General features: G+C 64.7%; 10 protein-coding genes. All 10 read left to right on the forward strand.

What is annotated here, in order from left to right:
- The first annotated feature begins 4 nt into the window (after positions 1–4).
- From ISO4_RS07175 to ISO4_RS07220, 10 genes are read left to right on the forward strand one after another with little or no spacing between them, the layout of a single operon-like run.
- Positions 5–1129 (forward strand): glycosyltransferase, encoded by a 1125-nt coding sequence (locus tag ISO4_RS07175; RefSeq protein WP_194855697.1) that lies wholly within the window; start codon positions 5–7, stop codon positions 1127–1129.
- Positions 1126–3279 (forward strand): bi-domain-containing oxidoreductase, encoded by a 2154-nt coding sequence (locus ISO4_RS07180; protein ID WP_194855698.1) that lies wholly within the window; start codon positions 1126–1128, stop codon positions 3277–3279. The genes ISO4_RS07175 and ISO4_RS07180 overlap by 4 nt, the downstream gene beginning before the upstream one ends.
- Entirely contained in the window at positions 3276–4565 is a 1290-nt protein-coding gene (gene wecC / locus ISO4_RS07185) for a UDP-N-acetyl-D-mannosamine dehydrogenase (RefSeq protein ID WP_194855699.1), read from the forward strand. Before ISO4_RS07180 ends, wecC begins: the two co-directional genes overlap by 4 nt.
- Before the next feature lie 12 nt (positions 4566–4577).
- Complete coding sequence (locus ISO4_RS07190; RefSeq protein ID WP_194855700.1) at positions 4578–5654, forward strand: glycosyltransferase family protein; 1077 nt, start codon at positions 4578–4580, stop codon at positions 5652–5654.
- Positions 5651–6952 carry a lipopolysaccharide biosynthesis protein gene (locus tag ISO4_RS07195; RefSeq protein WP_194855701.1) on the forward strand — a complete coding sequence of 434 codons (1302 nt, stop codon included), beginning with the start codon at positions 5651–5653 and terminating at the stop codon, positions 6950–6952. The genes ISO4_RS07190 and ISO4_RS07195 overlap by 4 nt, the downstream gene beginning before the upstream one ends.
- A 2-nt stretch (positions 6953–6954) precedes the next feature.
- Positions 6955–7929, forward strand: a complete 975-nt coding sequence (locus ISO4_RS07200) for a sulfotransferase (RefSeq protein WP_194855702.1) — start codon at positions 6955–6957, stop codon at positions 7927–7929.
- An 8-nt stretch (positions 7930–7937) separates the two neighbouring features.
- Complete coding sequence (locus ISO4_RS07205) at positions 7938–9788, forward strand: heparinase II/III family protein (RefSeq protein WP_228547980.1); 1851 nt, start codon at positions 7938–7940, stop codon at positions 9786–9788.
- Positions 9785–11050: a glycosyltransferase family 4 protein gene (locus tag ISO4_RS07210; RefSeq protein ID WP_194855704.1), complete on the forward strand. Its 1266-nt coding sequence runs from the start codon at positions 9785–9787 to the stop codon at positions 11048–11050. The genes ISO4_RS07205 and ISO4_RS07210 overlap by 4 nt, the downstream gene beginning before the upstream one ends.
- A complete protein-coding gene (locus ISO4_RS07215; protein ID WP_194855705.1) occupies positions 11043–11642 on the forward strand; it encodes a sugar transferase in 600 nt (199 codons plus the stop codon). Before ISO4_RS07210 ends, ISO4_RS07215 begins: the two co-directional genes overlap by 8 nt.
- The gene (locus tag ISO4_RS07220; protein WP_194855706.1) at positions 11639–12418 is read left to right on the forward strand and encodes a formyltransferase family protein; all 780 of its coding nucleotides are present in this window, start codon (positions 11639–11641) and stop codon (positions 12416–12418) included. Before ISO4_RS07215 ends, ISO4_RS07220 begins: the two co-directional genes overlap by 4 nt.
- The last annotated feature ends 1 nt before the right edge of the window (position 12419 follow it).

Consider the following 12419-nt stretch of genomic DNA (forward strand, 5'->3'; position numbering starts at 1 on the left):
CCTTATGAATGTTTTGGGGTTGCTGCCGGTGGTGGGGCAGCCGCGTTTCGCCAAGCGGATCGCGATGATGCGGGAGCAGGGCGCCGAGGTGCGCTGCCTGGCGTTTGACCGGCCTTACCACAAGGGACGCCCGCCCGACTGTGCGTTGGAAGTGCTGGGCCGTATTCCCCATGGCCGCTATTTGTTCCGGCTGCGTGTTTTTTTGCGGTCCATCGGCGTCATTCGCCGGCGGATTAAAGACACGGATGTGGTCTATGCCTTCGGGCTGGACATGCTGCTGCTGGGGTGGCTGGCTTCGCTGTTTTTGAACAAGCCGTTGGTGTTGGAAATCGGTGATATCCGCGCTGTCCAGACGGCGGGTGGATTGAAGGGCCGCCTGTTTCGCGGGCTGGATAAATGGCTGGTGCGCCGCGCCGACTTGGTGGTGTTCACGGCCGAGGACTTTTGCCGCCGCTACTACCGGGACTGGCTGGGGCTGCACCTCAATCACCGGGTCATCGAGAATAAAATCGATTTTCCGGTTACGGCGACAGCGCCGAAGCCGCTGGCCGATGGCGATACGCTGGTGATCGGGTATTTCGGGGTGCTGCGTTGCGAATGGTCGGTGCGTGCCCTGGCCGCGCTGGCGGACGCTTACCCTGATCGGCTGCGCATAAAAGTAGCCGGCTTCAGCCTGCTGCCGGCGGCGTTGCTGGAAGACCTGGATCGGCGCGCCAACGTGACCGTTCAGGGGCCTTACTGTTCGCCACGGGATCTGCCGGCGCTCTATGGTGACGTCGATATGATCTGGGCCAGCTACGCCCCGATCGCCGCCGATGACTGGAACCTGCGGTGGGCCCGTACCAATCGGTTCTATGAAGCCTGTGCCTTCAGTCGTCCGCTGGTCACGCGGCAGGGCAGTAACGACGGTAAGTGGGTGGCCGAGTATGATATCGGCCTGACGCTGGACGCGGTGGAGTCCGATCAGGTCGTGACACGCTTCAAGGAAGTCAGCCCGGCGGTTCTGCGCCGCTGGCAGGAAAATATGCGCGCTCTGCCGTCGTCGGTGTTTGCCTGCACCGACGAGGCGTCTTCACTGCATGAAGCCATGCGGGAATTGGTATCACAGGGACGGGATCATCGCCCATGAAGCAGGTTCTGCAAAGTCTGTCCGACGGCTCGACCGTGATCACCGAGGCGCCGGCGCCGCTGGTGACGCCCGGCACGGTGCTGATCAACAGCACGCAATCACTGATCTCCGCCGGCACGGAACGCATGCTGGTGGACTTCGGTAACGCCTCTTATCTGGATAAGGCCCGGCAACAGCCGGAAAAAGTGAAGATGGTGCTGGAGAAAGTGGCCACCGACGGCCTGGCGGCCACGGTGGACGCGGTGCGCTCCAAGCTCGCCGAGCCACTGCCGCTGGGCTATTGCAATGTGGGTGTCGTGGCCGCCGTCGGCGCCGGGGTGACCGATCTCAAGCCGGGGGACCGGGTGGCCTCCAACGGACCCCATGCGGATGTGGTGCGGGTAGGCCGGAACCTCTGTGCCCCTGTTCCTGATGCGGTCAGCGATGAGGCCGCCGCGTTCACGGTGGTGGCCAGTATCGGTCTCCAGGGTATACGGCTGGCACGCCCGGACCTCGGTGAGGCCTTCGTGGTGACCGGCGCCGGCCTGATTGGTTTGCTCACTATTCAGCTGTTGCGCGCCCACGGTTGCCGAGTGCTGGCGATTGACCCGGACCCCGCCAAGCTGGTGCTGGCGGAGCGGTTCGGCGCGGCGGTGTGCAACCCCGCTAACGGTGAGGATCCGGTGGCGGCCGGGCTGCGTCTGAGCCGGGGCAAGGGGGTGGATGGCGTTATCATTACCGCGTCCACGTCCTCCAATGATCCGGTGCGCCAGGCGGCCCGGATGAGCCGTACCCGTGGCCGCATCGTGCTGGTGGGCGTGACCGGCCTGCAGCTGGACCGCGCGGATTTCTACGAGAAGGAACTCTCTTTTCAGGTGTCCTGCTCCTACGGCCCGGGCCGTTACGACCCGAGCTATGAGGAACAGGGCAACGACTACCCCTATGGCCTGGTGCGTTGGACCGAGCAGCGTAATTTTGAGGCGGTGCTGGACATGATGGCCGATGGCCGTCTCGACGTCGCGCCGCTGATCAGTCACCGCTTTCCGTTCGACCAGACCCCGGAAGCGTATCGGACGCTTACCGGTAGCCGCGAGGCGCTGGGTATTCTTTTGCAGTACGACACCGGGGCCGAGAGCGCCGGTAGCCGGGTGGCGTTGCGCGCGCCCGGGCGGTTTGACCCTGCCAGGCCGGTGGTCGGTTTCATCGGCGCTGGAAATTACGCCTCACGTATTCTGATTCCTGCTTTCAAGGCCGCCGGCGCGCAGTTTTCCAGCATCGCGACGTCCGGCGGTATCAACGGTGTCATCCACGGCGCGAAAGCGGGCTTCGCCGAGGCGACCACGGATGTGGAAGCGCTGCTGGCGGACCCGCAGACCACCGCGGTCGCGGTGGCGACCCGGCATAACAGCCACGCCGACTTCGTATGCAGGGCGCTTGATGCGGGTAAGCATGTCTTCGTTGAAAAGCCGCTGGCGTTAACCGGCGAGCAGCTGGATCAGGTGGAGGCGCACTGGCGCCACAACCTGGATCAGGGCCGGCCTTGCCATCTGATGGTGGGGTTCAACCGGCGGTTCGCGCCGCAGGTCCAGACGCTGCGCGTGTTGCTCGATGCGGTGGCCGATCCGAAGTCCTTTATCATCACCGTTAACGCCGGGGCGTTGCCGGGCGATCACTGGACTCGCGATCAGGACGTCGGCGGCGGCCGCATCCTCGGTGAGGCCTGCCACTTCATCGATCTGATGCGTTACCTTGCCGGCGCCGAGATTGTCTCGGTGCAGGCCAGGGGCATGGGACCGACCGCCAACGGTGACGGCACCGAGGATAACGCCACGGTGACACTCGGCTTCGCCGACGGCTCGCTGGGCACGGTGCATTATCTGGCCAACGGCTCCTCCCGCTTTCCCAAGGAAAGAGTGGACGTGTTCGCCGCCGGCGGCACTCTGCAACTGGATAACTTCCGCACCCTCCGAGGTTTCGGTTGGCCGGGCTTCAAACGGCATCGCTTGTGGCGTCAGGATAAGGGCCAGCGCGCTTGCGCGGCGGCGTTTCTCAAAGCCCTGCAGGAGGGCGCCGAAAGCCCGATTCCCGCCGATCAACTGTTCGAGGTTTCACGGGCGACCATCGAGGCGGCACAGCAGCTAAGAACTCAACAAGGAATGCATTGGTTATGACCTTCGATACCGTATGCGTCGTCGGCCTGGGCTATATCGGCCTGCCCACCGCCGCGGTCTTCGCCGGCCGCCGCAAGAAAGTGATCGGCGTGGACGTGAACCAGAACGCGGTGGACACCATCAACCGGGGCGAAATCCATATTGTCGAGCCGGAGCTGGATATCGCCGTGCACGCGGCGGTGAAAGAGGGCTACCTGCACGCCACCACCGAACCGGAGCCGGCGGACGCGTTTTTGATCGCGGTGCCGACGCCGTTCAAGCGGCAGGCGGACCCGGACGCGGTGCCGGAACCGGACCTGAGCTTTATCCGCGCGGCGGCCCGTTCGGTGGCGCCGGTGCTGCGCCAGGGCAACCTGGTGATTCTGGAATCCACCTCGCCGGTGGGCGCCACCGAAGCGATGGCCGCCTGGCTGGCGGAAGCCCGCCCGGATCTGAGCTTTCCCCAGGACGCGGGGGAGGGCGCCGACATCCGCGTGGCGCACTGTCCCGAGCGGGTGCTGCCCGGGCGCATCATGCACGAGCTGATCGAGAACGACCGCATCATCGGCGGCATGACGCCGGCCTGCGCCGAGGCCGCCGCCGAGCTGTACCGCACCTTTGTGCGCGGCGACTGCCTGACCACCACGGCGCGCACCGCCGAGATGGCCAAGCTCACCGAGAACGCCTTCCGTGACGTCAACATCGCCTTCGCCAACGAGCTGTCGATTATCGCCGAGCGGCTGGACATCAACGTTTGGGAATTGATCGCGCTGGCCAACCGCCATCCGCGTGTCAACATTCTGCAGCCGGGCCCGGGCGTGGGCGGCCACTGCATCGCCGTGGACCCCTGGTTCATCGTCAGCGAGACGCCGGAGCTGGCGCGGCTGATCCGCGCCGCCCGGGAGGTGAACAGCGGCAAGCCGGACTGGGTGGTGGAAAAAATCAAAACGGCGGTGGGCGAGTTTCTGCAGGCGAACCCGGACAAGCGCGCCGGCGACGTGACCATCGCCTGCTTCGGCCTGGCGTTCAAGCCGGACATCGACGACCTGCGCGAAAGCCCGGCGCTGGATATCGCCACCCGGGTGGCGGCGGAACACCCCGGGCCGTTGCTGGCGGTGGAGCCGAACATTCATGCACTGCCGGATCTTCTCTCCGGCCACGGGGCTCGACTCTGTAGTGCCGACAATGCTCTGGCGCACGCCGACATCGTGGTCGCCCTGGTGGCGCACCGCTCGTTCCGTGCGCTAACCACTGCACATTTACACAATAAAGCAGTGGTGGACGCTTGTGGGCTTTGGACGACCTGAGAAGGGGTTTCAATGAAAGGGGATATTCTCTACGTCCTGACCACGCCGGCTTTCTTTGTTGAAGGCCGTTGTGGTCGGGTCAGCCATGCTTGCGGTTTCGTCGCCGGCGCGGCCGCTCACGGTAGCCGGATCACGCTGCTTTCCGGGCCGGGCGCTGCGGACTATGTGGCGACACCTGAGGGCGTCGCCTTGCGCTCTTGCCGGCGCGGCATGTTGTGGTGGCCGAGGTTGATGCTCGAAACGCTACGGTTGTTATTCTCCCACCGGCTGATGGTGGTGCGCTGGCGTCCGGTGATTCCGTTTCTGTTCTGGCCCGTGCTGTTGATCAACCGCAACGTCTGGGTCGAAGTGAACGCTTTGACGGGTATTGATTCCAACAAGGCCCCGGTGCGGCTGGGGGTGCGTTTGGCGGTGTGGCTCACGACCCGTCTGTTCAACATAATCACCGTCTCCGAAGTGTCGATGGATCGTATCAAAACCCTCGCGCGGCCGTGCCGGCGCACCTATGTGATGCCCAACGGGTTTGATCCGGATCAGCTGATTGATTTCGAACCGCTTTGCGACCCCCGGGTGCCGCCCTGGCTGGTTTACTTCGGTAAGGAGCAGCCGTATTACGATTGGGAGCTGTTGTACCAGGCCGCCTCTGAACTAACGGAAAGAGGCGTGATCAGCGGGCTGAGGTTGTTCGGTGTTGATCAGGCGCCGTCGTCTTATCCTTCGGTGTTCGCCCATGGTGCTTTTGACCGGGGGTCGCTGGTGCGGGCGTTGTCCGACATTGAGAACCCCATTCTGGTGGTGCACTCCTCGGCGTCCGATGCCGCCCGCGCCACCAGTCCGGTGAAGCTGTTCGAGTATGCGGCGCTGGCTTTGCCGATCGTGTGCTCCGGGTCGATGAGCCGGCAGGCCGGCCGGCTGCACGGCGTTTGGTTTTATCCGGCGGGCGATCAATCCGGGTTGGTCGAGGCGATCCATGAACTGGCCGTGGATTACCCGCTGGCGCGCGAGCGTGCCGCCGGGTCCAGGGACGTGGCCATGGCGCACTACACCTGGCCGGCGGTGGTGGGCGACTGGCACAAAGGCGCGTTATGAAAGCGGGCCGGTTGCGCGGCACCCTGGTGCGGACCTTCCTGGCCCGGGGGCTGGCCGTATCCGGCAGCCTGTTGCTGATCGTGGTGGCGGGGCGTCTGTACGGCCCGGCCGGGGTCGGGGTGCTGGCCCTGGCACAGAGCCTGATCCTGGGCGTCGGCACCCTGGCCCGGTACGGGATGGGCGGCACCCTGATGCGCTACGTCGGACGTGAGCCCGGCGACCCGAACAACCGGATCTATCTGCGCCGGGCGTTGTTGACCGCCTTGTTGGCCAGTGTGCTCGGTGGCGGGCTTCTGTGGGCCTTCCGGGAACCGCTGGAAGATCTCTTCCAGGCGCCGGGGCTGGCTTCGGCACTCGCCGGTGTCGCCCTGGCTACGCCGGCCTTCACTCTGGCGTTTGTTTTATCCGGCTTTTTCAAAGGGCTGCGCCGACCGGCTGCCGCGTCTCTGTTAGAGAACGGCGGTATCGCTCTCGGCGTGGTGCCGTTCTTGTTCTTGCTGCGCGGGCTGCATCCGGAGGGCGAGCTGGCCACGCTGGGTTGGGCCTATGCTCTTTCCTCATGGCTTGTGCTGGCCTTGGCGGCCTGGCCGTTGCGGCGTTGGCACGGCTCACTGGCCGCTGGCCCGGCGGCGGCCGGGAGGCTTGAGACGCCGCGTGTATTCTTCGCCACCTCGCAGGCGTTCTTTTTCACCAACCTGGCGGTGCTGCTTCAGTCGGTGGTCGGCATTATGCTGGCCGGCTGGCTGCTGGCCAGTGCCGAGCTCGGGCTGTTCAAGGCGGCGCAGCAGCTCGCGTCCGCGGTGAGTTTCGTATTGGTTGGGATTAACGCGATTTTCCCGCCGTTGTTCGCCGAGAGCTACCACCAGGGGCGCCCGGAGCGGCTGGCGCGCCTGGCTCGGCAGGGTGCGTTGCTGGGCATTCTGATGGCGGCGCCTTTGTTGTTGGTGCTGCTACTGTTTCCCGCCGCCGCTCTGGCCCTGCTTGGCGACGGCTTCGAAGGCGCCGTGCCGCTGTTGCGGGTGATCGCCGTGGCCCAGCTGGTCAATGTGGCCTGCGGATCCGTGGGTTTTGTTCTCAATATGACCGGCCATGAGGTGCTGATGCGTAATATCAGTCTGATTTGCGCGCTGCTCAGCCTGAGCCTGTTCCTGATACTGATACCCTGGCTGGGCGCATTGGGCGCGGCTCTGGCGCTGGCGGCGGCTCTGGTGGCCCAGAATCTGGCGGCGGTTTACTTTGTATGGCGCAGGCTCGGCATCTGGACCCTGCCGGGCTTTAACACGCGGGAGCATCGTTAGGCATGTCGGAGTCCTCAAGCAACGCCAAGATTATCTATATTGTCGCCCACGGGCATTCCGGGACCACGCTGCTGGATACCCTGATCGGCAATATGCCCGGGGCCGTCTCTACCGGCGAGGTGGAACGTATCGCCCAGTGGGCGGTATCGGATGATCCGGATAAGGTCTGCACCTGCGGCGCGCCGATTACCGAGTGTGAGCTTTGGGGGTCCTGTTGTGACCGGCTGCGCAGTAACGCCGGCGAAGAGACGCTGACACGCCGCTCGTTCTGGGCGCGTTTCCCGGTGCACCTGGGTGACCATGGCAAGCGATTCTATGTGGGTTTCCTGCTGCCGTTATTATTGCTGCTGGGTTCTTCGCGCCTGCTGGGTCTGTTCCGGCGTTATGCACCGGTCAGCGCGGCTCTGCGCGCCACCGATAACAGCTGGCATTTATTCCGTGCTCTTCAGTCGGTGAGCGGGGCACGGATTATTGTCGACTCTTCCAAGTCGCCGCTGCGTATGAAGGCGCTCTATCTGACTCGCCGGGCTCTGGGCCAGCGGCAGCCTTTGTATGTTATTCATATGGTTCGTGACGGTCGGGCTATCGTTTCCTCTTATCAGCGCCGGATACCGCGCAGCGTGGCTCACTACGCCAACGAATGGCGGCGGCGGCTGTTGTACCGGACGGCCATGCTGTTCACCGTATCCGGGCAGGACAGGCTGACCCTGAAGTACGAGGATCTGGCCTCGTCTCCGCTGGTGACGTTGCAGGCAATCTGCACCTTCATCGGCGAGCCTGAATCGCTTGCCGGCGAGGCGTTCGAGAACGCCGGTGCGGTGAAGCATAATGTCAGCGGCAACCCGGCGCGGCTCGATCGCGACGCCCTCGCTCAGGTGCGTCTGGACGAGCGCTGGCGGCAGGAATTGAGCACCGAGGATTTGTCGGTTTTTCGTCGCCGGGCCGGTCTTTTAAACCGCTGGCTGGGGTATCGATGACACTGGCGATGAAGATTCGTACCGCCTGGGCGCTCGGTCCGCTGAATATCGCCCGGGTGCTGGTCTACCGGTTGAGCCTTAAACTCGGCATCAACCGCGCGGTGCGTCGGCCACCGGCGGCGGTGACCGGGCCTTTCTTCCGCGCCCCGGACCGGCTTCGCCTGGAGCTTGCCCCCCGCCGGGGATGGTATCAGTGGCGCGAGGCGTTCGGTTTGCGTGTCGACGACGGCGCCGACATGGAAGCGCCGCCGGAATGGGCACGCAGCCTTGTTACCGGCGTTGCCGTCCCCGACACGGATCGGCCCTGGTGGCGGATCGCGGATTTCGATCCTCGTGTCGGCGACATCAAGGGGGTTTGGGAGGCGTCCCGCTACGATTGGGTGCTTGCCTGTGCCCAGCAGGCTCTGGCCGCCCGCGACGCTCGTGAACGCGGCCGTGCGCTGGACCGGCTTAATGCCTGGCTGAGTGATGCGGCGGAGCGAAACCCGCCATGGCGGGGGCCGAATTGGAAATGCGGTCAGGAAGCGTCGATCCGCGTCATGCATTTGGCGGCGGCGGCGCTGATGCTGGGACAGGTTTCGCGGCCGGAGCCGGGCTTGCCGGCGTTGTTGGCGGTGCATCTGAAACGCATTGCGCCGACGCTGCATTACGCCATGGCTCAGGACAATAATCACGGCACTTCCGAGGCGGCGGCGCTGTTCATCGGCGGCAGCTGGCTGGCGTCCCTGGGGTTGCCCGGCGGCGAGCGCTGGGCCCGGCGCGGGCGTTACTGGCTGGAAAACCGCGCCGAGCGCCTGATCGGCGCCGACGGCAGCTTCAGTCAGTACTCGGTGAACTATCACCGTGTGATGCTGGATACCCTGTGCCTGGCGGAATGCTGGCGCCGACAACTGGCCGTGGCGCCGTTCTCTTCCCGCTTTTACGAGCGTGCCCGCGCTGCCACCGGCTGGCTGGGTAATCTGGTCGACCCCGGCAACGGGGACGCGCCCAATCTGGGTGCCAACGACGGTGCCCGCTTGATCCCCCTGACTGACAGCGACTACCGGGATTACCGGCCGACGGTGCAGGTCGCCTCTGTTTTGTTCGCCGGGGCGCGGGCCTACCCGGACTGCCCGTTGGCGGACCAGGCGCTGCTTTGGCTTGCTTTGCCGGTACCGGAACCGGTGCGCTCCTGGCAGCATAGCGCGCTTTACGCGGATGGCGGCCTGGCGGTGGCCCGCAGCGGGCCGGCGATGGTGGTGCTACGCTTTCCCAATTTCCGGTTTCGTCCGGCGCAGAGTGATCTGCTGCATTTGGATCTGTGGCGTGGTGGGGAAAACCTGCTGCGTGATGGCGGCACTTACAGCTATAACCCGGGCCAGGAGGACGGCGACTGGCAGGACTATTTTCCGGGCGTGGCCTCTCACAATAGCGTGCAGTTCGACGGCCGCGAGCAAATGCCGAGGCTGGGCCGCTTCCTGTTCGGCGCCTGGCCTTCGGTGCGGAATCTGGACGGCCCGCGTGCCGATAACGGCGACCAGACCCTGGCCGCCGGTTACCGTGACTGGCGGGGTGCCGGTCACTATCGGCGGGTGTGGTTGGAGGCCGGGCGGTTGAAAGTGGAAGACCGGGTCGACGGCTTCAGGGGGGAGGCGCGTCTGCGCTGGCGGCTTTGCCCCGGTGATTGGCAATGGCGGGGCGACGATCTGGTTAACGGCACGCTTCGCATTCGTGTCGGCGCTGATGTCCGGGTGCGCGAGCGACGCCTGGTGCAGGGTTGGGAGTCCCGTTATTACAGCCAAAAAACGCCGCTACCGGTGCTGGAAGTGGTGCTTGAGGAAGCCGGTGTGTTCACCACGGAGTTTGAATTTCCGACATGAAGGTTTTGTATTTCCATCAACATTTCTCGACCCCCAAAGGCTCCGCGGGCACCCGTTCCTATGAGATGGCGCGTCGGCTGCTGGCGGAAGGGCATCAGGTCACCATGGTGTGCGGCTCCTACCATGGTGGTCAGACGGGCCTGCAGGGGGCGTTCCGCAGGGGCCGCCGCGAAGGCGAGGTGGACGGTATCCAGGTGGTGGAGTTCAACCTGGCCTACTCCAATGCCGACGGCTTCCTGAAACGCGCCGGGCTGTTTCTGTTGTTTGCGTTGCGCAGTGTTCTGGTCGCTTTAACCCGGCGGTACGACGTGGTGTTCGCTACCAGCACGCCGCTGACCGCCGGTATTCCGGGTATCGTGGCGCGCTGGCTGCGCGGCAAGCGCTTTGTTTTCGAAGTGCGTGACCTGTGGCCGGAGCTGCCCAAGGCGATGGGCGTGATCACCAACCCGCTGGTGTTGTGGTTGATGTCCGGGCTGGAGTGGCTCTCCTATCACTCCGCGCATCGTCTTGTGGCGCTGTCGCCGGGCATGGCCAAGGGAATCCGGGCGCGCGGTATCGACCCGGCGCGCATCGCCATGATCCCCAACGGCTGTGACTTCGGCATTTTCGCGGCGCCCGGGCCCGGTTGGCGCCCCGAAGGCGTGGAAGCGACCGATCTGATGGCGATTTTCACCGGCACCCACGGTATGGCCAACGGTCTGGATGCAGTGCTGGACGCGGGCGCCGAGCTCAAACGCCGTGGCCGTACCGATATCAAGCTGGTGCTGGTGGGGCAGGGCATGCGTAAACCGGCGCTGCGCGAGCGCGCCGCCGCCGAGGGCCTGGACGGCGCCGGTGGCGGCCCCCTGGTGTTCCATGATCCGGTTGATAAGGCGCGCCTGGCCGGCCTGATGGCGGAAGCCGACCTGGGCATGCAGATTCTGGCGAACGTTCCCGCCTTCTACTTCGGCACCTCGCCGAATAAGTTTTTCGATTATATTTCCGCCGGTCTGCCGGTGCTGAACAACTATCCGGGTTGGCTGGCGTCGATGATCGAAGAGAGCGGGTGTGGTTTTTCCGTGCCCCCGGATGACCCGGTCCGCTTCGCCGACGCCCTGGAAGCCGCGGCCGACGACCGCGACGCCCTGGCCGCCAAAGGCGACGCCGCCGCGCAACTCGCCCGGGAGCGTTTCGACCGGGATACACTGGGCCGTGATTTCGTGGCCTGGGTGACCCGTGGCGAGCCGCCCGCCGGCCGCGTTCAGGAGGGCCCCGATGCTTAAACGCCTGCTTGATATATGCATATCCGGTCTGGCCCTGCTGCTGTTGTCCCCGGTGCTGGTGGTGCTCGCCATACTGGTGCGGGTTAAGCTGGGCTCGCCGGTGTTGTTTCGTCAAACCCGGCCCGGCCTGCACGGCGAACCGTTCGAGATGATGAAGTTCCGCACCATGACCGATGGCCGAGATGCCAACGGTGAGCTGTTGCCGGACGACCAGCGGCTGGTTCCATTCGGTCGTTTTCTGCGCAGCTCCAGCCTGGACGAACTACCGGAGCTGCTCAACGTGCTGCGCGGTGACATGAGCCTGGTGGGGCCGCGTCCCCTGTTGATGGCCTATCTGCCGCTCTACAACGCCCACCAGCGCCGCCGTCATGAGGCGCGCCCCGGTATTACCGGCTGGGCGCAGATCAACGGTCGCAATAACGTCACCTGGCAGGAAAAATTCGATCTGGATGTGTGGTATGTCGACCATGCGGGTCTGTGGCTGGATCTGAAAATACTGCTGCTCACGGCCTGGACGGTGCTGCGCCGCGACGGCGTTTCCAAGGACGGCCACGCCACCACGGACTATTTCAAAGGTAATGACGACGAATGATTAACGTACTTTTCATGGGCCGCAAGCCCGTGGCCGCCAAGGCGCTCGCCTGGCTGCTGGAACGCGACGACGTTTCGGTGGTGGGTGTCATCACCGACAGTCACCTGGCGGTGTCTCCGACCAGCGAGGTGGCCCGCGATGCCGGCGTGCCGATACTCAGCCGTGAGGAGGTGGAGGCCGGGGTGACCGACGGCTCCTTGTCCGTGGATCTCGGGCTTTCCATGCTCTACTGGCAGAAGATCCGCGCTCCTTTGCTGGAGCATTGCGGTCGAGGGGTGGTTAATTTCCATCCCGCGCCTCTGCCGGAATACAAAGGCACCGCCGGCTATAACCTGGCGATTCTCGAAGACCTTCCCCGTTGGGCGGTATCCGCCCATTACGTGGATGAGGATATCGATACCGGCGAAATCATCCAGGTGCGTGAGTTCCCGGTGGATCGACAGCGCGAAACCGCCCGCACCCTGGAGGCCAAGGCGCAGCCCCTGCTGCTCGCCCAGTTCCAGGAGATCACAGAGCGACTATTGGCGAGCGAACAGCGCCTGGCCACCACGCCCAATACCGGTGGCCGCTACGTCAGCCGGGCACGGATGGAGGCGATGAAGGAGGTGAAGGAGGGCGATGACGTGGAGCGTAAAATTCGCGCCTTCTGGTTCCCTCCTTATGACGGCGCCTATAAAGTCATCAACGGGGTGAAGTGCACCCTGGTCAGCCGCACCATTCTGGAGTCCCTGGCCGACCCGTCCACCAGCAGCCTGTTTACCCAGCCCTCGGATTGAA

Source organism: Alloalcanivorax venustensis ISO4 (assembly GCF_015356855.1).
In the GTDB taxonomy this organism is placed as follows: Bacteria; Pseudomonadota; Gammaproteobacteria; order Pseudomonadales; family Alcanivoracaceae; genus Alloalcanivorax; species Alloalcanivorax venustensis.